This window comes from Brevibacterium antiquum CNRZ 918 (assembly GCF_900169145.1).
GTDB lineage: Bacteria > Actinomycetota > Actinomycetes > Actinomycetales > Brevibacteriaceae > Brevibacterium > Brevibacterium koreense.
Genome location: NZ_FXZD01000006.1, coordinates 155,818 through 176,419, shown reverse-complemented (window position 1 = coordinate 176,419; position 20,602 = coordinate 155,818). Strand labels below are relative to the sequence as shown.

General features: G+C 62.8%; 20 protein-coding genes. 9 read left to right on the top strand and 11 right to left on the bottom strand.

The genetic code is table 11. The annotated features are described in order from the left end of the window. Positions 1-103: 103 nt before the first annotated feature. Complete coding sequence (locus tag BANT918_RS10330; RefSeq protein ID WP_101620157.1) at positions 104-940, bottom strand: sulfite exporter TauE/SafE family protein; 837 nt, start codon at positions 938-940, stop codon at positions 104-106. Further along, positions 895-1,080 (bottom strand): hypothetical protein, encoded by a 186-nt coding sequence (locus tag BANT918_RS17235; protein ID WP_145996973.1) that lies wholly within the window; start codon positions 1,078-1,080, stop codon positions 895-897. The genes BANT918_RS10330 and BANT918_RS17235 overlap by 46 nt, the downstream gene beginning before the upstream one ends. A gap of 73 nt (positions 1,081-1,153) precedes the next feature. Here BANT918_RS17235 and BANT918_RS10325 point away from each other — a divergent pair, with 73 nt between their 5' ends. The 3 genes from BANT918_RS10325 to BANT918_RS10315 all read left to right on the top strand — a co-directional run bounded on the left by BANT918_RS10325 (position 1,154) and on the right by BANT918_RS10315 (position 4,302). After that, positions 1,154-2,449 carry an MFS transporter gene (locus BANT918_RS10325; RefSeq protein WP_101620156.1) on the top strand — a complete coding sequence of 432 codons (1,296 nt, stop codon included), beginning with the start codon at positions 1,154-1,156 and terminating at the stop codon, positions 2,447-2,449. Positions 2,450-2,497: 48 nt separating this feature from the next. Beyond that, a complete protein-coding gene (locus BANT918_RS10320; protein WP_101620155.1) occupies positions 2,498-3,193 on the top strand; it encodes a GntR family transcriptional regulator in 696 nt (231 codons plus the stop codon). Positions 3,194-3,294: 101 nt separating this feature from the next. Continuing rightward, positions 3,295-4,302, top strand: coding sequence for an aldo/keto reductase family protein (locus tag BANT918_RS10315; RefSeq protein ID WP_101620154.1), 1,008 nt, complete (start codon positions 3,295-3,297; stop codon positions 4,300-4,302). A gap of 36 nt (positions 4,303-4,338) precedes the next feature. Here the strand turns inward: BANT918_RS10315 and BANT918_RS10310 are convergent, their stop codons facing one another. After that, positions 4,339-4,575: a hypothetical protein gene (locus BANT918_RS10310; RefSeq protein WP_101620153.1), complete on the bottom strand. Its 237-nt coding sequence runs from the start codon at positions 4,573-4,575 to the stop codon at positions 4,339-4,341. Positions 4,576-4,809: 234 nt separating this feature from the next. On the opposite strand from BANT918_RS10310, the gene BANT918_RS17930 reads away from it, so the two are divergent. Next, complete coding sequence (locus BANT918_RS17930) at positions 4,810-4,941, top strand: hypothetical protein (RefSeq protein ID WP_267892093.1); 132 nt, start codon at positions 4,810-4,812, stop codon at positions 4,939-4,941. 198 nt (positions 4,942-5,139) lie between these two features. Beyond that, positions 5,140-6,567: an MDR family MFS transporter gene (locus BANT918_RS10305; protein ID WP_101620152.1), complete on the top strand. Its 1,428-nt coding sequence runs from the start codon at positions 5,140-5,142 to the stop codon at positions 6,565-6,567. Positions 6,568-6,729: 162 nt separating this feature from the next. Here BANT918_RS10305 and BANT918_RS10300 read toward each other — a convergent pair whose 3' ends face one another. Further along, entirely contained in the window at positions 6,730-7,935 is a 1,206-nt protein-coding gene (locus BANT918_RS10300) for an MFS transporter (RefSeq protein WP_101620151.1), read from the bottom strand. 47 nt (positions 7,936-7,982) lie between these two features. Then, a complete protein-coding gene (locus BANT918_RS10295; protein WP_233430435.1) occupies positions 7,983-8,924 on the bottom strand; it encodes a YihY/virulence factor BrkB family protein in 942 nt (313 codons plus the stop codon). A 225-nt stretch (positions 8,925-9,149) separates the two neighbouring features. Between BANT918_RS10295 and BANT918_RS10290 the strand changes: the two genes are divergently transcribed. Next, positions 9,150-10,502 (top strand): TrkH family potassium uptake protein, encoded by a 1,353-nt coding sequence (locus tag BANT918_RS10290; RefSeq protein WP_233429363.1) that lies wholly within the window; start codon positions 9,150-9,152, stop codon positions 10,500-10,502. Positions 10,503-10,589: 87 nt separating this feature from the next. Beyond that, positions 10,590-11,318, top strand: a complete 729-nt coding sequence (locus BANT918_RS10285; RefSeq protein ID WP_101620150.1) for a potassium channel family protein — start codon at positions 10,590-10,592, stop codon at positions 11,316-11,318. 389 nt (positions 11,319-11,707) lie between these two features. Here the strand turns inward: BANT918_RS10285 and BANT918_RS10280 are convergent, their stop codons facing one another. Then, the gene (locus tag BANT918_RS10280; RefSeq protein ID WP_101620149.1) at positions 11,708-12,151 is read right to left on the bottom strand and encodes an NUDIX hydrolase; all 444 of its coding nucleotides are present in this window, start codon (positions 12,149-12,151) and stop codon (positions 11,708-11,710) included. 17 nt (positions 12,152-12,168) lie between these two features. After that, the gene (locus BANT918_RS10275) at positions 12,169-12,813 is read right to left on the bottom strand and encodes a DNA-3-methyladenine glycosylase I (protein ID WP_418904348.1); all 645 of its coding nucleotides are present in this window, start codon (positions 12,811-12,813) and stop codon (positions 12,169-12,171) included. 92 nt (positions 12,814-12,905) lie between these two features. Here BANT918_RS10275 and BANT918_RS10270 point away from each other — a divergent pair, with 92 nt between their 5' ends. After that, on the top strand, positions 12,906-13,790 hold the full coding sequence (locus BANT918_RS10270; RefSeq protein ID WP_233429364.1) for an aspartate dehydrogenase domain-containing protein: 885 nt from the start codon (positions 12,906-12,908) through the stop codon (positions 13,788-13,790). 122 nt (positions 13,791-13,912) lie between these two features. On the opposite strand, the gene betT is transcribed toward BANT918_RS10270, so the two are convergent. The 3 genes from betT to BANT918_RS10255 all read right to left on the bottom strand — a co-directional run bounded on the left by betT (position 13,913) and on the right by BANT918_RS10255 (position 19,093). Then, a complete protein-coding gene (gene betT, locus BANT918_RS10265) occupies positions 13,913-15,982 on the bottom strand; it encodes a choline BCCT transporter BetT (protein WP_101620147.1) in 2,070 nt (689 codons plus the stop codon). A 236-nt stretch (positions 15,983-16,218) separates the two neighbouring features. Continuing rightward, a complete protein-coding gene (locus BANT918_RS10260; protein ID WP_101620146.1) occupies positions 16,219-17,598 on the bottom strand; it encodes a short-chain fatty acid transporter in 1,380 nt (459 codons plus the stop codon). A gap of 115 nt (positions 17,599-17,713) precedes the next feature. Further along, positions 17,714-19,093 (bottom strand): NAD-dependent succinate-semialdehyde dehydrogenase, encoded by a 1,380-nt coding sequence (locus BANT918_RS10255; RefSeq protein WP_101620145.1) that lies wholly within the window; start codon positions 19,091-19,093, stop codon positions 17,714-17,716. Positions 19,094-19,270: 177 nt separating this feature from the next. On the opposite strand from BANT918_RS10255, the gene BANT918_RS10250 reads away from it, so the two are divergent. Next, positions 19,271-19,624: a nuclear transport factor 2 family protein gene (locus BANT918_RS10250; RefSeq protein WP_101620144.1), complete on the top strand. Its 354-nt coding sequence runs from the start codon at positions 19,271-19,273 to the stop codon at positions 19,622-19,624. Here BANT918_RS10250 and BANT918_RS10245 read toward each other — a convergent pair. Further along, positions 19,606-20,592: a 3-hydroxyacyl-CoA dehydrogenase NAD-binding domain-containing protein gene (locus BANT918_RS10245; protein WP_101620143.1), complete on the bottom strand. Its 987-nt coding sequence runs from the start codon at positions 20,590-20,592 to the stop codon at positions 19,606-19,608. The two genes, BANT918_RS10250 and BANT918_RS10245, sit on opposite strands and share 19 nt — an antisense overlap. Positions 20,593-20,602 lie beyond the last annotated feature (10 nt).

The following is a 20,602-nucleotide window of genomic DNA, read 5'->3' as shown; positions in this document are numbered from 1 at the left end:
AGCCCGTCGATGATAAGCGGCCCCCTCGGCGCCGCGCCCCGGCACAAGCTCAGGCCCCACGCAACGATACTGCGGCCCAGGGTTCACGCGGTGACATCCCACCTTAGGACACGGCGACGACGGCCCCGGCGGCGATGAGCAGGATGAAATAACCCCAGGCGTGGATGATCTCCGGGATCCTGGGCACGCGACGACGCAGCAGCACGATCAGTGGGATCGCACCGATGAGCAGGGCGAGCGCCGAACGCAGGTCCACCGAGCCCACCATCCCCGGCACCTCGATGGAGGCATGGGTGGTGATCGTGACAAGGACCGCAGGGAGCATGATCACAAAGGTCAGCGGGTTGGCCAGCGTGGTCGCCACGGTCATCGTCGCCCCGGACCGGCGCATCATCGGCACCGTCATCACGCTGCCGCCGACGCCGAGGAACGACGCCAGGCCACCGATGGGAAATCCGAACAGGGCGGCGATGCCACTACCCCCATCCCTGAGGTTGTCATCGGCCCCGACCGCAGCACCGCCTGGGACCCCCACGTTTGAGCGGATCTTCGGTCCACCTCGGCGGAAGAATCCGGGTCGGGCCAGCAGGTCGATGGCGGTCACGGCGATGTAGATGACGAACCCCCATTTCAGCAGCGCTTCGGGAGCGAATTTCGCGCAGAAAGCGCCGAATGCCCCGCCGGCAGCCAGGAGGATGAACAGCCACCATTTCCCGGCGAGATGCGCCAGTGTTTCGCGCTTGGTCGAGACCGTAGAGACGACGGCGTTGACGAGCATGACCAGCGCCGAGGTGGCTGCGGCCACCCGTGCCGTGTCACTGCCCAGGTCAGCATGGACGAGGGTGATGATCGGGACGGTGACGAAGCCTCCGCCGAATCCGAACAGCACAGTGGTCAGCCCGACCACAGCACCGACGAGGACCAACCCCAGAAATTCCACCTGCCCATCTCACCCCACAGCAGCCTCGGCGGGCAAGCCTTGTTCTCGGCATGAACGCACTCCAGCGTCCGGTCCTCAACAGCGGAATCGTCGACGACGGCGTTGAGAAGTCCGCATTTGTCCCCGTCCTCGGCAACCATGAGACCATCTTGTATCCAAGATGGATCCAAGATACGTTGTGTGGGTATATTTCGCAGACCTTGGAAGGCGTCGATGAAGACCCGCACGCGCGCACAGGCCAAACTGATCACCGCGCAGCTGCTGTCCGGAGCCGGAATCGCATCCGGCTACGCGGTCGGCGGTCTGCTGGCCGAAGAGATCACGGGCAAGACCTCTATGGCGGGCATCGCCCAGATGAGCGTCATCCTCGGCGCCGGTCTCATCGCCTATCCCCTGGCAGTGCTGGCGGGCAAGGCCGGACGACGCACCGCACTGACCCTGGGCTTCGGCATCGGCGCCCTGGGTGCGACGGTCGTCCTCCTCGGCGTTGCGCTCCAGTTTCTACCCCTGTTCATGGTGGGCATGATGATGTGCGGCTCCGCGACGGCCTCCGGCCTGCAGGCCCGCTATGCCGCGGTCGACCTCGTCGATCCCGCAAATGCCGGGCGGGCCATGTCACTGGTGGTGTGGGCGACGACGATCGGCTCGGTACTCGGGCCCAGCTTCACGGCACCGGGGGCACACCTCGGCGCGGCGCTGGGCATGAACGACTTGGCCGGGCCCTACCTGATCTCGATGACCGCCTTCGGCCTGGCGACCCTGGTCGCGTCGACGCTGACCAGGAAGATCAAACCAGGTGCCGCCGAGGCAACCGCTGAGTCCAGCGAGCCGAGGGACGAACCACCGACGATGAAGCTGGTTCCGGCACTGCGCTTCGCACTGGCTCGCCCGGTGCCGCTGTTCGCGATGATCACGATCATCGCCGGCCAGATGATGATGACCAACGTCATGGTCATGACCCCTGTGCACATGGACCATCAGTCGTTCTCCCTCGGCGCGATCGGCATCGTCGTCAGCGTGCACATCGCCGGCATGTATGCGCTCTCCCCTGTGTTCGGATGGATGGCCGATCGTTTCGGGCCGGGAACGGTGATCGCCGGTGGAGTCATCGTCTTCGCCACCTCGATCACCCTCGGCATCATCGATGCTGCGGCCGAAGCCTCGTCGATGGTCCTGTTGAGCACGGCACTCATCCTCCTCGGTGTGGGCTGGTCAATGTTCCTCATCGGCGGATCGGCCCTGCTGACAGCCTCGGTGCCACAGCATGCGAAGGTCACCTTGCAGGGTGCATCGGACTCGGCGATGAACCTCGGCGGTGCCCTCATGGCAGCGATGGCCGGAACCGTGCTCGAGGCGGGAGGATTCCTGTGGATCAACATAATGGCCACCATCGTTCTCCTCATCGCCCTGGCATTCTCGATTCGAGCCGTTCCCCTGATGCGCTGGCCTGGCCGACGAGATCCGATCGGTTCAGCAGAGCGCACTTCAGAGACATCTCAAGTACGGTGAAGATCAGAACAGAAGGACAACTTCTGCACGGCAGATGAGGAGAAGACGGTGGCGACGAGCAGCAGCGGCAGCACCAGCGCAGCCGAGCGCGCCTATCAGCTCATCCGCACCCAGATCCTCAACGGCATCCACCAACCGGGAACCATGCTGGGCGAAACCGGTCTGGCGGCCGATCTCGCGGTCAGCCGTACACCGGTGCGGGTGGCTCTTGCTCGTCTGCAGGACGAGGGGTGGATTCTCATCTACCCCAAGCGAGGAGCCATCGTCCAGGGAGTCGATGTGCGCACCGTCGCCGAACTCGCCGACGCCCGCTTCGTGTTGGAGACGACAGCGGTCGACCGGGCCCCGGATGCGCCGCGGCAGAAACTGGCCGATGCCCTCGAGCGCTCAATCGCGGCGCAGCGAGAGGCCTTCGATTCAGGAGACGTCGCCGGGTTCATCGACCTGACGCTTGAGTTCCATCGCGGCTTCGTCGAGGCCGGCGACAACCAGGTGATGCTGGAGCTCTATTCGCAGCTCTCTGACCGGCACCGTTTCATCCTCTTCGCCTCGGGTGAGCGGCTCCTCGACCGGTGCGAAGAGATCATCGCCGAGCACGCCTTGCTGGTCAAGCACCTGCGCACGGGCGACTCCGCCGGATTCGCAGACATCCTGCGCGGACACCTCGCGGAGAACGCACCGCCGACAGCAACCTCGGCGAGGTCATCGGCAGCATTCGAATCGACGTTGCTCCGCCGAGGGTGAGGCTCGATCACCTCGTGAGCGCCCGGATGCGCAATCATCGTCGATTCACGCAATTCGCCGACGCCCCTTCCCAAGCACAGCCACACGAGTAGGCTGGGTTCATGGAACACAGATATCTTGGAAACAGCGGCCTGAAGATCTCGGAGATCACCTACGGAAACTGGCTCACGCACGGTTCCCAGGTAGAGAACGAGACCGCGACGAAGTGCGTTCATGCGGCTCTCGATGCCGGCATCTCGACCTTCGACACCGCGGACGTGTACGCGAACACCGTGGCCGAGCAGGTCCTCGGCGATGCGCTCAAGGGACAGCGGCGCGAATCCCTGGAGATCTTCACCAAGGTCTATTTCCCGACCGGCCCCAAGGGTCACAACGACACGGGTCTGTCCCGCAAACACATCATGGAGTCGATCAACGGCTCCCTGTCCCGGTTGGGCACCGACTACGTCGACCTCTATCAGGCGCATCGCTACGACTACGAGACCCCACTGGAAGAGACCATGCAGGCGTTCGCGGATCTCGTCCGCGCCGGCAAGGCCCTCTACATCGGAGTCAGCGAATGGAACGCCGATCAGCTGCGTGCCGCGCACTATCTGGCTCGTGACCTCGGCATCCAGCTCGTGTCGAACCAGCCCCAGTACAACATGCTCTGGCGCGTCATCGAGCCCGAGGTCGTTCCGACCTCCAAAGAGCTCGGGATCTCCCAGGTCGTGTGGTCCCCGATCGCCCAAGGTGTGCTCTCCGGCAAATATAAGCCCGGTCAGCCTGCCCCCGCCGGATCACGTGCCACCGACGAGAAGGGCGGCAAGGACATGATCACCGGCCGCTATCTCGACGATGAGACGCTCAACGCCGTCGCCAAGCTCGAACCGATCGCGGCCGACCTCGGACTGACGATGGCGCAGCTCGCAATCGCCTGGGTGCTTGCCAACGACAATGTGGCCACCGCGCTCGTCGGGGCATCGCGCCCCGAGCAGGTGGAGTCGAACGTCGCCGCGTCCGGTGTGAAGCTCGACGCCGAGGTGCTCGCCCGCATCGACGATGCCCTCGGTGATCTGCCCGTGACGGATCCGTCGAAGACGAAATCCCCACCGACCCGGGTCGTGTGATCGGATAGTCGCCTCGGCCACTGGTTGCTTCAGCCGCTAGTCGCCGAGGCTGGTCACGGTGACGGTTTCGGCCGGTTCGACGATGCGCAACGACGCAACAGCGCTCAACACTCCAGCGACCAGGACGGGACCCGCAAGCGTCGCCGCAACACTCGACGCTGAGTCATAGGTATACGTTGATGGTCCGCCGACCACCATGACGAAGACGACGAATCCGAGAAGCGCGGAGACGGCACCGAGGGCGAAGAAGAAGGCAGAGACGAAATACTGCATAGGCCGGTAGACCGATGACCAGGCCCAACATGGCACCAGGCAACGCGAAGAACAGCGAATAGTCGAAGCCAGTCAGCACCACGAACCCAGAACGAGCCCCATCTGCCTAAGATCATTCCCTTCACCCTTTCGACATCTGCAACCTACCCTGTTACCACGATTGGTGCATCACAGCCCTCTGCTCGGCCCGCTCAGGTGCAAGCTCCCGAGCCGGGCGGGAGCCAGGATCTCGATGTGGTCAGCCAACTGCACCAGCTGTCGGCCACCTCGGCGGGCAACAGCCTCTTTGCCAGGTGGATGGACGAGAGCGTCACCGTCATCGCCGACCCCGACAGCAACCACATCCGTGTCTCACCCGGCAACTGAGGCCAACCGATCCTCTCCGCGACCTCTCCCCGACACCCCGGCCTTGCCCTCTGCCGATACCCTGACCCTAGAGTCCGATCCGACGGAGAGTAGACTCGCACGGCGCGGTTGAGCCCCCACGCAGTGCGGACTGACGGATATGCACTGCCGCCGACCGTGCCGGTGTGAGCAGAAGTTGAGGAGAAAGAAGGCATTTCAGTGACACAAGAGGACAGTGAGCAGTACACAACGGGCGACGGCAAGCCGATCAACCGGAATGTGGTTCTTGCGGTCCTCGTCTCCGGTGCCTTCGTCATCATCCTCAACCAGACTCTGCTCAATACTGCACTGCCCGCATTCATGCAGTCCTTCGACATCTCGGCGAGCGCTGCGCAATGGGTGACGACGAGCTTCATGCTGGTCAACGGCATCATGATTCCGATCACGGCCTTCCTGATCCAGAAGTTCACGACGCGAGGGCTGTTCCTCACCGCGATGGTGCTCTTCATCGTCGGCACACTCGTCTGTGCGCTGGCACCTACCTATCCGGTCCTTCTCCTGGGACGAGTGATCCAAGCGTCGAGCGGCGGCATCATCATGCCGCTGATGCAGACCATTCTCTTCGCGATCTTCCCGGTGGAGAAGCGCGGTACTGCGATGGGCACGTTCGGTCTCGTCATCGCCTTCGCCCCGGCTATCGGCCCGAGCCTCTCCGGCTGGATCGTCGATCATCTGCCGTGGGAGACCCTCTTCTACATGATGCTGCCGATCGCGATCATCGACTTCATCTTCGCCTACTTCATCCTCAAGAACGTCACCGAACGCACCTACCCCAAGCTCGACGTTCTCTCGATCATCCTCTCGACATTCGGCTTCGGCGGGCTGCTGTTCGGCTTCGGCACCGCCGGCGATGCAGGCTGGTTGAGTCTCGAGGTCCTCATTCCGCTGATCATCGGCGTGGTCTCACTGGCCATCTTCGTACCGCGCCAGCTCAGGTTGGAGCAGCCGATGCTCGAGTTCCGGGTGCTCCGCTACCGCATGTTCACCCTCAACACTGCCCTGGGCATGTGCGTGTTCATCGTCATGATCGGCGGCATGATGATCCTGCCGCTCTACATGCAGAACATGAATGACTTCTCCGCCATGGAATCCGGTCTCGTGCTTCTGCCCGGTGCGGCAGTCATGGGACTGATGTCACCGGTCACCGGGCGAATCTTCGACGCCGTCGGCGCCAGGTGGCTCGCGGTCGCCGGGTTCACTCTGCTCACCGTCACCACGTTCCTGTTCGCCGGATTGAAGTCAGACACCACGTTCCACTACCTCGCGATCATCAATACGATCCGCATGTTCGGTGTGGCCATGGTGATGATGCCGGTCACGACGGCAGCACTCAATCAGCTGCCGCAGCGCCTCATCCCCCACGGCACAGCACTCAACAACACCTTCCGGCAGATCGCCGCCTCGGTGGGTACCGCTGTCCTGGTCACCATCATGGTCTCCACAACACGCGACCCCGAAGTCTACGGAGTCGAAGGGCTGGTCCACGGCGCCAACATCGCCTTCTTCGTTGCCGCGGTCATCGGCATATTCGGTGTCATCGGGTCCTTCTTCATCAAGAACTCACACGGACAGAACACGCCTGGCTGAACCTGACCGCGCTCCGCCACATGACCTCCGGGCCGATGACGCATCATCAGCGCGTCGTTCAGAAACACCCCCATGATCGTGACGGACGGGTCTAGCAGCTGTGTGGGTGCTGACCAGACTGGACGAGACCAGCTCACGAACTCATCGCAAGCGCCGCAGCACCTAGCGCGAGCGCCGCAGGATTCGCAGTATCCAGGAGAAGACTCCGGCTGACAGCAGCAGAATGGCGCAGACAAGGAATGTTGCGGAGTCGCCGAGGTAGGTGAAGCCGAGTCCGCCGAGGACTCCTGCGATGGCCAGTCCGATATCGAAATTCATGTTCCAGGCCACGCTGGCCTTCGCCGGTGTGCTGACGTTGGAGAATGCCATCACCAGGCTCGCCGACTGCAACGTGCCCAGCCCGAGTCCGATGATCGTCATCGCGAGGAAGAGCAGTCCGTCGTCGACGACGACAGTGACGACCAATCCGGAGACGGCCAGAACGATGCCCAGAAGATTGAGTGCGAAGGGCGAGAAACGGTCGGCGATGGCACCGGCAACGAACCGGCCGATCACGGCCGAGACCTGCATCGTGCCGATGAACAGTGCGGCACCGGCGACGTCTTCGCCCGGCCCGAACCCGACAATGAGGCCGAAGACGATCATGCCGACGAGGAATGGAGAGAGCATGACGATCAGGCTCAGCACCTCTCCGATCGTCCGGCCTGTCCGGCCCCGGGACCGGCGTTCGGTTCCACCCGTGCGGACGACAGCCCCCGAATCGTCAGCGGGGTCGTGCTCAGGCATGCTCTCTCGCCCAGGAAGATACTTCACAACGGTCGGCACTGCCAGGAGCAGTGAGACGCACACGATCGTCCGGAAGGTCCACACGGGAACCGTGCCGACCAGCCACAGTCCAAGCGGCGCGCCGACCGCGGCCGCCAAGGAGGTGATCCCACCAAAGACCCCCAACGCCTTGCCGATTCGGCCCGGGGAGGTCGTAGCCGGCACAGCGGCATTGGCCAGCACGACGAAGAGCCCGAAGCCCACTCCCCCACACAGCCCAGCCAGCACAAGACCAAGCAGCGGGGCAGGCACAACCAGACCGAGGATCTGGCCCGACAGCTGCAGCCCGAGGGCGAAGAACAGAGCCCCCTTGAGCCCGAGCGCCTGGCCGACCCATGGAGCGAAGGGCTGGGCTGCAATGACGCCGACCATCATGGTCGTCAGCACCGATCCGCCAGTGACTGCGGAGAGTCCGTGGACAGCGGCGATCGAGACCATTGTCGAATAGCTGAAGAAGAACGCCGAGAATCCGAACATCGCCGTCCACACAAGTCCCAGCAGCGCCGGCGTGAACGTCGTTGTTTCGGACCTATCGGAGCTCATGATGTGACCTTACGACACTCAGCGACCCAGTCCGAAGTCCTGCCATCTCAGTCCGAAGTCTGGGATCTTTCGATCTCAGCGTCGAGCTCTGCACCGAAGATGAGAGCCAGATTCACCATCCACAGCCAGACGAACCCGACGATCACACCGCCGATAGCGCCATAGGCTGCGTTGTAGTTGTCGAAGTTGTTGATGTAGACGACGAATCCCAAAGAGACGATGACCAGCATGATGAGCGCAACGAACGCTCCGATGCTCGACCAGCGGAACTTCGCCTTCTTCACGTTCGGGGTCGCGAAGTAGAGAAGGGCGATCATCAGCATGACGAAGACGATCACCACCGGCCACCTGGCCACACTCCAGATCATCACTGCCACCGGCCCCAGTCCGACCAGACGGCCGAGCGACTCCGCGATGGGGCCGGAGACCACGAGCAGCAGACCGAGTGCCGCCATGAGGAGCAGCAGCACCAGGGTGATGAGCAGCATCATCGGTTTGAGCTTCCAGAAGGGTCGGCTCTCCTGCACCGCATAGGCTCTGTTCGCCGCCCGCCCGAAGGCACCGACGTACTTCGACGACGACCAGATCGCGATGATGACGCCGACGATGAGCGTGAGACCAGCCGCCGGCGTCGACACCAGCTCGGTCACGATCGGACGAATCGCCTCGGATGCCTCGGAGGACAGGTCCGAGGCCAGAGCCAGGACCGCCTCGGTGGTGGACTTCGCCTCCCCGATCACACCGAGCATCGACACGAGGGCCAGGGTTGCCGGTGCCATCGACAGAAGCGCGTAGAACGCCAGGCCCGCGGCCAGATCAAGCCCCTCGTCATTGACCACGTGACGGATTGTGTTGGCCAGGATGCGCCCTTTGCCTCGCTGCTTCGTCCGTCCCGGAGCTCGCATACGCTCGCCCAGCATTTGGTCGCGGGTCGACGACGCGTCGACGTCTGTGAGTGGTTCGGCGCGAGCGGGGATATTCTCTGCCATCACTGTTCTCCTGGATAGTCGGCTGGGCTGCTGGATAGTCGGCTGGGCTGCTGGGCTGCTGGGCTGCTGGGGATAGTGCAGTACGTGCACATCGTAGCCGTTCACGGGTTCGTTCAGCCCGGTGACACTGCCACAGGGTTCTCGACTGCCGGGGCCGATGCAAAGCGATCCGATAGTTGTACTGTGGATCCATGGTGACAACAGTGGAAGCCGTGCTGACGAGTCGTGACTAGGTACCCGAACGCAGACAACCCCCATCGCAACGCCATTGGCCGAGTGGTCGTGACGTACCTCGCGGCGCTGGTCATCGGCACAGGGCTGTTGACGACACCAGCCGCCACCACGGCACCCGGCGGAATCTCGCTTCTGTCCGCACTCTTCACCTCCACCTCTGCGATCAGCGTGACCGGGCTGGAAGTCCTCTCCGTCGGCGGCGATTTCACATTCTTCGGCCAGGCCGTGATTCTCGGTCTGATCCAGGCCGGTGGACTCGGAATCCTTCTGCTCACCAGTCTGCTGGCGATGCTCGTGGCCGGCAAGGTCGGGCTTCGCCTCCGGCAGTCGGTCGCGGCCGAGGCGAAGAGCTCCCATATCGGCGGCATCAGACCGATGGTGCTGCGGATCCTGGGTCTCACGGTGGCCACGGAACTCGCGATCGCCTCGGCGCTGCTGCTGCGCTTCTGGCTCTACTACGGGCAACCTGCTGCCGATGCACTCTGGGATGCGGTCTTCCACGCCGTCTCCGCATTCAACAATGCCGGCTTCGGGCTGAATGACGACAGTCTCACGGCCTATGCCACCGATCCCTTCGTGTGCGGGCCAATCGCTGTGGGAATCATCCTGGGCGGACTGGGATACCCGGTGCTCATCGAACTCTTCCGGCAGTACAGGACGCCGCTGAAATGGTCCATGACCACTCGCGCCGTCATCGTCGTCGCGCCTGTTCTGCTCCTCGCCGGCACGGCATTCATCGCCGCCATCGAGTGGAACAACCCCGGCACACTCGGCCACCTTGACTGGTGGGGCAAGTTGCAGACCGCTGCGTTCCAATCGACGACGTCACGGACCGCAGGCTTCAACTCCGTCGACATCTCACAGCTGCATCCCGCAACCTGGTTCGGCATGGACATCCTGATGTTCGTCGGCGGTGGACCAGCGGGGACTGCCGGTGGTGTGAAGATCACGACCGTGATGGTCCTGATGGCGATCACCTGGGCCGAAGTCACCGGCGGACCGAGAGTAAACCTGTTCGGAGCCCGAGTGGCCGAATCAGCGCATCGGCAGGCAACGACCGTGATCGTCCTCGCCCTGAGCATGGTTGCCCTGTCCACGTCGCTGATCATGCTCGACAATCCCGGTCTCGGGCTGGACCGGATACTCTTCGAGGTCATCTCTGCCTTCGCGAACGTGGGCTTGACGACCGGCATCACCTCTGGACTGCCCGGACTGAGCCAGGGTGTACTCATACTTGCCATGATCCTCGGGCGCCTCGGCCCCGTGACGGTCGCCTCGGCCCTGGCACTGAGGGTCAGGACCATTCGCTACGAGCTGCCCGTCGAACGGCCGCTGATCGGCTGAGCACTGATTCGGCGAGGCTACGCCGCCGCGACCACCCCGGATCTCCACAGCAACGGCATCCACAACGCATTGAGGAAGGACACTGATATGACAACGAAATCCTGGCGAGCGAGGCCAGCCGCGTTCTTCCTGGGCGACCCCGGCCCACTGGCGCGACATGGTGCAGTCGCCGTCATCGGCCTGGGACGCTTCGGCGGGTCACTGGCCTCCGAACTCGATGCACATGGCGTCGACGTCATCGGCATCGATATCGATGAGGCGGTCGTGGCCCAATACTCGGAGACGCTGGCTTTCGTGTCGCGGGCTGACTCCACCGATGAGGCGGTTCTGCGACAGCTCGGCATCGAAGAGGTCAGCAGAGTGGTGATAGCCATCGGCAGCGATCTCGAAGCCAGCATCCTCACCGCCTCGAAGATCCTGAAGATCGGGAACGGACACATCTGGGCCAAGGCGATCAGCCAGACGCATGCGGAGATACTCGATCAGCTCGGCATCGAGAATGTGATCAGCCCGGAGACCGACATGGGCCGTCGCCTGGCTCATCTGATCCGCGGACACATGTCGGACTTCCTGCCGATCAGTGAAGACTTCGTTCTGGCCCGCACGACTCCGCCGACGCGTATCTCGGACTTGCCTTTGAGCTCCTTCGATCTGCGCGGCACATACGGTGTGACAGTCGTGGCGTTTCGGCGCAACGGTGACGGGCACTGGGACATCGCGGATCAGGAGGTGACGCTGTACACCGATGACGAGATGCTCATCGCCGGCACACCACGCAATGTCGAGGACTTCAGCGCCATCGACAAAGATGATTGAGGATCGCATCGCCAGATGAGCGCTGGGTCGCCACCGTCGTGTCGATCTCTTCCATCAGTGCACCCAATCCCATTGCCATCTCCTAAGACGCTCTTCTGACAATCCGACTCTTCCGGGACTCGAGGGCGGCCTGGCTGCACACCGACATCTTCAGCGATGATCATCGCCCCTGACCCCGGCCAACCTCCGCCGGCGCACCGTTCCGTGCTCATACGGGTGCGCCGCAGTCTCAGGCCGACACCTGTCGTTGTAACGCATGTCGGCAGACAGGTCAGATCACAAACGCTCTTCACTGCACCTGGAAGTTATACGATTGCAATCCCCTGACAGCACTGTGCCATCGAGGTCCGATCAACGGTGATCTTGCAGCAGGACAACTTACTGCAAAGTCATCGGGTGAGGAGACCTCGCTCCTCCATGGCCGGAATGACTTTCAAACGGGTCAGCGGAGCAAACTGACGCTCCGAGGTGTCGGCTGGCATCGGAGCGTAGGGAAACCACCCGGCTTCAGCGATCTCGGCCTGATGGTTGATGCGTTCGACATTGAGTTCAGCGGGCAGACCCTCATAGCAGAACACCTCGCCGATCACCCGGTGGTCGGCTTCATTTGCCGCATCTGCGGCGAAAGTGCCCAACGACGAGAGCAGATCAGCATCGAGTGTGAGGCCAAGTTCTTCGCTGATCTCCCTGATGATCGTCGCCTCGGCGGTCTCACCGGTTTCGGGCTTGCCCCCGGGGAGCATGAACGACGTCGTGCCCGCCTTGCGCACCATGAGCAGAAGGGGCTCCTCGGGGTGGCGCAGGGCAAGTGCGCTGACTCGGATATCGTTCATTCCAGCCTTTCCTCAGGTCAGTCGTTCCAGACTCCGGACGTACCTCGACGATGGGATCCGAGGACGTGGGTATCAACCATACCGACAGCTTCCATGAGCGCGAACATGGTGGTCGGTCCGACGAATCGGAATCCCTTCTTCTTCAGCGCCTTCGACAGCGCCAGCGATTCAGGAGACTTCGTGGGCATCTCGCGAAGCGTGCGCGGGCGCGGGGTCGTCTCCGGTCGGAAGGTCCAGATGAAATCGCCGATTCCACCCTCTTCGCGCATCGCCAGAGTTGCTCTCGCGTTGCCGATGCAGGCTTCGATCTTCCCCCGATGACGAATGATGCCGGGATCGTCGAGCAGGGATTCGATCTCGGATTCGCCGAACCCGGCGACCGTTTCGGCGTCGAAGCCTTTGAATACCTCGCGGAAACGCTCGCGCTTCTTCAGAATCGTCAACCACGACAGTCCCGCCTGAAAACCTTCGAGGCTGAGTCGCTCGAACATCCCGGACTCGTCACGGACGGGCATTCCCCATTCGGTGTCGTAGTAGCTGAGCAGAAGCGGGTCGCCATAGGCCCACGGCGTGCGCGCCAGGCCATCTTCACCCACGATCGCCCCGTCAGCGGCCTTCTCCCCGTCAGCGGCCTTGCCTTCATCGCCCATTGCCTCTGCCATCTGCGCCTCTCCCCTGCCTCTGTCATCCACACCGCAACGCTACTCTGCGGCACTGACATCACCGTGTCCGTGCCACTGTGTACCCTGATCTCATGAGGCCAGTCGGTGAAGTGCAATCAGTGCTGATGATCGGGTTCGGGGCGATCGGTCGACATGTCGCTCGCCTGTTGCGCCCGGAGATCTCGACTGGTCGGCTGACTTTGACGGCGCTGGTCCGCGACCTGGGCAAACACACCGAGCACCATGGTCTGGGAGCCGAGCTCGTCCAGGTCGACTCGCCCGAGGACTCGCGCTGGTCCGGACTCACGGCCGACGTCGTCGTCGAATGTGCAGGGGGTCCGGCTGCCAAGAGCTTTGGGCCGGCGGCCGTGGCCGCCGGCATTCCCTTCGTCCTCACGAGCGTCGGGGCCCTTGCGGATCAATCGACCCGACGGGCACTTCTGGCAGGGCCAGGTGACCTCCACGTGACGAATGGTGCAATCGGCGGACTGGATGTTCTCGAGGCTGCGGCTCAAGCGCAGGCGCTCAACGAGGTGTCCATCACCACGGCGAAGGCTCCTCGCGGCCTTGTGCAGCCTTGGATGAACGCAGAGGAGATCCGCCGGCTGAATCAGCTGACTCCGGCTGCAGGTCCACTGACGATCTTCACTGGTACCCCCGCCGAGGCAATCGTGAAGTTCCCCGCCAACGTCAACATCACCGTGGCGCTCGCGTGGGCGACGCGCGGACTCGGATTCGGTGCGGTCGCAGACGACGAACTCATGGAAGCGGCCCTGCACCGGACAGGCGTCGAGATCCGTGCGGATCCTCGTCAAGAGGACTCACACCATGAAATCACCGCCACCGGACCGGCCGGCGAATTCGCCTTCTCGATCTCATCGACGCCGAGCCCGGAGAACCCGGCCACCAGCGGCCTTACCGCCCTATCGGTCGCTCGGACCCTGCGGACATGCATGGCAGGTCTCAGACGCGACTGAGCCCGGCACCTGCCCCCCAACGGGGACAGAAGCCGGGCTCAGTCTGGCAGACCAGGGACTCTGCGAGGCGAACGTCAGACGCCAACAGGCATCAGACGACGCTGGCGCTCAGTTCGATCTCGTCACTCATCGTTGTGGGCGATGTTCTCCTGCAGCTGCAGGAACTCCACATGTCGACCGTACTTGTCGAGGACATCGTCGATGAGCTGCTCCTTCGAATAGCCCATGATGTCGTAGCCCTGCCCGGCGCCGCCATCAAGGTAGACCTCCATCCGGTAGTAGTCCTCGGTCCCGCGCGGAACATGCCCACCGAAAGACGGGACACTGACCTTGTGCGGCCAGATCTGGTAGCGGAAGGGGTATTCTCCCTGACCGTCGACCTCGAGCTGGATGAGTTCACCATCCTGAACGAAGTGTCCCTCCGAGTCGGTTCGACCGCAATGGGCGGATACACCGCGTTCGCCCAGCTCTACGGCGACCTCTTCCAGGGTGGGGATGAGGACCTCGCGCTCGAAGTCGCGCGCCTTGTTTCCACTGGGGAATGAGAGGACACGGCCGAGCTGATGCTGCCATGACTCTTGCCCCGACTCGGCACGGGAGCGTCGCGCCAACGATGCAGGCAGGCTCTGATCGACGCTGTCGACTCGGTGCGCTTCAACTCGCAGTGCTTTGTAGAGTCCGATCATGACGAGGATGACGACGAACGCGAATGGCAGACCCATGATGACAGTGGCGTTCTGCAATGCCCCGATCCCCCCGACGATGAGCATAGCGATCGTCAGGGCTCCAGTGGCGACAGCCCAGAAGATGCGCAGACCGGGGCGACCGTCGTCCTGTGGTGTAGGAAGGTGTGAGGACAGATTCGCCATGACCAGCGCAGCCGAGTCGGCCGAGGTGACGTAGAACAACAGCGCGGTGATCGTCGCCATCGCTGCCACGACGGTGAACGCCGGGTAGTTTGCCAGCAGTTCATAGAAGCCGCCCTCGGGATTGAGCATCGTCGCTTCGCCGAACTCCTTGTCGCCGTTCCGGATGAGATCCACCGCGGAGTTCCCATAGATCGATATCCACATGAAGATGTAGACGAAGGGAATCGTCAGGGTACCGAGGACGAACTGGCGGATCGTGCGGCCACGCGAGATGCGGGCGAGGAAGAGGCCGACGAATGACGCCCAAGCAATCCACCAGGCCCAGAAGAACAGAGTCCAGTCGGTCATCCATGTTCCGGTGTCTTCGAAGGCGAAGGTCTGGCCGACCATGTTCGGGAACAGACGCACGAAATCGCTGACGTTGAGGACGAAAGCATTGAGAAGGAACTGGGTGTTGCCGGCAATGAGCACCCAAATACTCAGCGCGATCGCGAAGAACACATTGAGGATCGAGAGGAATTTGATGCCCTTGTCGACGCCGGAAACGGCCGACAGCGTCGCCACGGCGATTCCGACCAAGACGATGCCGATCTGGGAAGTGGGATTGATCGGGAGGCCGAAGATGGAGTTGAGACCCACGTTGACCATGACCACACCGATTCCCAGCGAGGTGGCCACACCGAAGATAGTTCCCAGCAGCGCCGCGAAATCGACCGAGTCACCTAAGGTTCCGTGAACGCGTTTGCCGAAGATCGGAGCCAGCGCAGAACGGATGGCCAGAGGCATGTTCATCCGATAGGCGAAGTACGCCAGCGCGATTCCCATGAGTGCGTAGAGGCCCCATCCGCTGAGTCCGTAGTGGAACAGAGTCCACACGGTTGCTTCCCGTGCCGCTTCAACCGTCTCCGGCTGGGTGCTCGGTGGGGCGAGGTACTGGGTGACGGGTTCGGCGACTGCGAAGAACATGAGGTCGGTGCTGATCCCGGCGGCGAAGAGCATCGATGCCCAGGCCAAAAGCCCGTACTCAGGCTTTGAGTGTTCAGGGCCCAGCTTCGTCGATCCGTACCTCGACGCCGCGAGGTAGATGACGAAGACAAGCACAATGGCAACGAGGAGGACGTAGAACCATCCGAACCAGTCCGAGGTCCAACCGACGACGGCGCCGAGCACTCCCTCAGCGTTCTCCGGGGCGAAGAATGCCCAGACCGTGATGGCCAGGGTACCGATCGCTGCGGCAATGAAGACCCGTTTGTTTACGGGCGGCAGCACCTTCTTCGCGCCGCCACTCGGCTTCTCTGCTTGTCTGTCATCTGTGGCTGTCATCTGCTCGCTCCTTCGTCGGACGGAATTGCATACTCCTCAGCTTGTTCATTCCTGCACATCGGCCTCGCGGGGTATGACCGATCAGTCTTACCGGTTGAGACCACCATGGAGGCTACCATACCGTAAGCGTCAGAGGTCGAATAGAGGCTGAGCAATCGGCGATAACATCTCGCGAGCCCTTAGAAGCCGTCGAAGACTGCAGAAATCGCTCCTTCGCGGATCGAGGCGGACTGCTCTCATAGAGATACAAGCAGCAATGCGGCAGCCATGACCACTCCGGAACCGATGAAGATCACCGAGGTGTAGCCGAGGATGTCGCGCATCTTCAGACCCGCGATCGCCAGCACCGGCAGAGCCCAGAACGGCTGGAGCATGTTCGTCCACTGATCACCATAGGAGACGGCCATGATCGCAACCGACGGGTCGACGCCCAGCTGATTGGCCGCATCGAGCATGATCGGCCCCTGAACAGCGAACTGACCGCCACCGGAGGGGACGAAGAAGTTGACGAGTCCGGCCGAGAGCAGAGCCAGGACGCCGAAGGTCGTCGGGTTCGCGATCGAGACGAGGGCATCGGAGAAGACAGCGATGAGACCGGTTGTGGACATGATGCCGAGGATGCCCGCGTAGAGAGGGAACTGGAGCAGGATCTCACCGACGTTCGAGGCAGCTTCCTTCGTCAGATGGATGAGTTCGAAGGGGTTCTTCACCAGCAGGAAGATCAGCGCGAGGAACGACCAGTTGACGATGTCGAGTGTCAGTCCCCCGCCCTGAGCGAAGTGGATGGCCAAGTAGATCACGAGAGCGAGGCCGACGATGAGCGTGAGAATCCGGGAGGCGTCGATGCGGTCGGCCGGGGTCACGACCTCCTCGTCGACGGCGGTCCTCGATTCGGACGCCACCGACTCCGGCAGCTCATAGACCGGGGCGTCCTTCTTCGGGGCGACGAGGAAGAACAGGAGGGCACAGACGACGATGACGGCGAGGATGGTGAGTAGGTTCCACGTCGAGAAGATGGTCTCGCTGACGGGAATGACCTCTCCACCCAGGGACTCGGCCAAGAAGGAATCGGGAGTCGCCGCGGTCAGCGGACCGGAGCCGGAGTATCCCATATGCCAGACGACGAAGCCGGAGTAGCCGGCGGCGACGAGGAGCGGAAAGTGGACCTTGAGCCCGCGGCTGCGGGCCTGCACTGCGATCTCGCGGGCCAGGAGGGCACCGACGACGAGGCCGAGACCCCAGGTTATAAGGCTGGCGATGGCGGCGACGAGGAAGACGAAGACATAGGCGAAAGCCGGGCTGCCGGGGACCCTGGCCAACCATGTGAGCAGCTTCTGCACCGGACCGGTGTTCGCGAGGATATGGCCGAGCAGCAGAATGAGGCACATCTGGGTCATGAACGCGAGCAGTCCGGCCAGTCCCTCGCCCCAGCCTGTGACGACATCGACCGGACTCGCATCGGTGAGGATGAACGCCAGAACAGCGACGATGAGTGTGAGAACGATGGCGAACGTCAGCGCTGACGGAATCCACTGTTCGAGGAAACGGTTGACCGGACGCATAAACCCTTTTGAGGCGGCTGCGTTCACTTGGGTCGACGGCTTCTGTGCCGACATGAGATCCTCCTGCTGAGAAATGGCTGTGTATGGCATCAGCATACAATCAGGGCGCCGCCCGCTTCTGCGGACAGCGCCCTGAAGGCCAGCGACCGAGTCTTGGCCGGTTAGTGAATCAGTTCTTCGTGAACACCATCTGCTTGTTGACGAACTCGTCCATGGCCAGCGGCCCGAGCTCACGACCAACACCCGAGCGCTTCACACCGCCGAAGGGCAGGTACTCACGCGAGCCTTCCGGGGTGTTGAGGAAGACCATGCCGGAGTCGATCTGGGAGCCAACGCGCTCAGCCCGCTCCAGGTCGTTGGAGAAGACAGCAGCACCGAGACCGTACGGGGTGTCATTGGCCAGTTCGACGGCCTCTTCTTCGCTGCTGACCTTGTAGACGATGACGGCGGGGCCGAAGAGCTCCTCGTAGTAACCGCGCATGCCCTTCTCCACGTCCGCGAGGACGACAGGCTCGACATAGGCACCGCCACCGTCATAGCGTTTGCCGCCGGCAAGCAGGGTGGCGCCGTCCTTGACCGTGTCCTGGACCTGCCCGATGAAGCGATCGGCCGCCTCGGTCGAGGACAGCGGGGACAGGCGAGAACCTTCAGCGCCGGGGGTCTCGGGCGTGAACTTCTTAGCCGCCTCGGTGATCGATGACAGGAACTCGTCGTAGACGTCATCCATGACGATCATGCGCTTGGGCGAGTTGCAGGCCTGGCCCGTGTTGCCCATGCGGGAGCTGAAGGCCGTCTTCGCCGACTTCGCGACATCGTCGGTGTCGAGGAGGACGTAGGGGTCGGATCCACCGAGCTCGAGGACGGCCTTCTTGAGGTTCTTACCCGCTTCGGCGGCCACAGCCGAGCCTGCGCGTTCGGACCCGGTCAGGGACACTCCGTGATTGCGTGGGTCGGGCAGGATAAGGTCGGCAACCTGCTCGTTGCTCGCGTAGATGTTGATATAGGCACCTTCGGGCAGTCCTGCCTCGATGAAGATCTCTTCCATGATCTGAGCCGAACGGGGGCACTGCGGGGCGTGCTTGAGCAGAATCGTGTTGCCCAGTGCCAAGTTGGGGGCCGCAAAGCGCGCCACCTGGTAGTACGGGAAATTCCAGGGCATGATGCCCAGCAGTGATCCGACCGGCTTGCGGCGGATCATCGCAGTGCCGTCCTCGGGTCCGCGCACGGGCTCATCGGCCATGAATGCTTCGGCGTTGTCGGCGAAGTAGCGGTAGATGGCGGAGCTCAGCCCGACCTCACCCTTGCCTTCGGGGACCGCCTTGCCCATCTCCAATTGGATGACCCCGGCCAGCTCCTCGGCCCGTTCGGCGTAGATCTCGGAGACACGGGTGAGGATCGCGGCGCGGTCGGCCACACTCGTCTGGCCCCATTGGGTGAACGTGGTCGCGGATCGATCGAGTGCGGCCAAGATCTCCGAGTCGGTCGCTGTGGCGAATTCTTCGGCCACCTCACCGGTTGCCGGGTTGGTCACGCGATACATGGTTGACATGTCGAGCCTCATTTCTGCTGGGGTTGTTGACCTCGATCCAGCGACGCGGAGCCGAGAGTCGGGTACCGGTCGACGAATGGATCCATGTCCCACGCTATGACTCAACCACCTCGGCGGCAATTCCTCATCCCACCCCTTGAGCACGAGCTCGAGTGTGATCGCTGTTACTGTATTGCCATGAACAGTGTGACTGAACTTGTGAAGCGCTATTACTCCACCGTCGACGCTGGGAACGCTGGTGCAACCTCGGCACTGTTCGCAGCCGACGGACACTACGATCGGCCCGGATATCCGACCATGGTCGGGCAGCAGATCACTGATTTCTACCATGGTGAGCGCGTCATCGAATCGGGTGCGCACTCGCTGACGGAGATCCTCGTCGACGGCGACCGCGCCTCCAGCCGCGGCGTCTTCACCGGCCTGCTCAAGGACGGCACCGAAACCTCCGTTGGCTTCGCAGACTTCTTCCTCTTCGACACGGAAGGTCTCATCGCCGAACGCACCACCTACTTCTACCAAGCCACGGTCTGACCTGATCCTTGGTCGGCCTGAACTGCTGCTGAGCACTCCTCCGAGTGCGCACCGCCCTGGCCGCGCACCTCGAGTACCGAACGTTGGATCCGGTCCCTGGCCTCGGCGCCGGCCCGGCTCGGCGTCTCACCGTAGGCCTCCTCCACCTGAGAATAGACCTCGGCCATTCCAGCGTCGCTGAGGTCGAGGGGCAGATCCCCGATCTTCGCGAACGACGCACCTATGTGGTGCATGAAACCGCGGATTCCCGCGTCTCCCCCGCCGAGGTGCATCGCCTCGAACTGCCCGACCGCAGACCACCGCAGCCCCAGGGAGTTCTTCATCACCGCGTCGAGGTCGGGTGCCGAGATGACACCGTTGGCCACCAGCGAGATCGCCTCTTTCATCAGCGCGTTCTGGAGTCGGTTGCCGACGAATCCGCGAACTTCCCGATTCAGTGCAACAGGTTCGCGCCCGCAGCTGCGGTAGAACTCAAGGGCACGTTCGACCGTGTCAGGACCGGTCGCCGGGGCCGGAACCACCTCGACGAGTGGCATCAGGTGAGGCGGGTTGAATGGATGACCGACGATGACACGGGCCGCGGCTTCCGCCGGCAGATGGTGTGCGATCAGTGACGCGGGGATGGTCGACGAGGAGGTCGCGAATACCGCGTCCAACGGGGCGGCCGCGGCGATCTGAGCAAACAGCTTCGGCTTAGCCTGCGGGTCTTCGGGGCCCGATTCCTGCACGAAGGATGCGTCTGCGACTGCGGCTTCGACGGATTCGGCGAGACTGATGGATCCGAGCTCGGAGGCGAGCATGTTGTGGGCGGCAGCATCGGCACTGACATCGGCCTGCAGCCCGGCGACCACCTCGGCGAGATCGCCTCTGGGGTCGAAGACTTGGACCGAATAGCCCGAACGTGCGAACAGCCAAGCGAAGGATCGGCCGATCGTTCCGGCTCCGATGACGGCAACTGAGAAGCTCATCCGTCCAGGT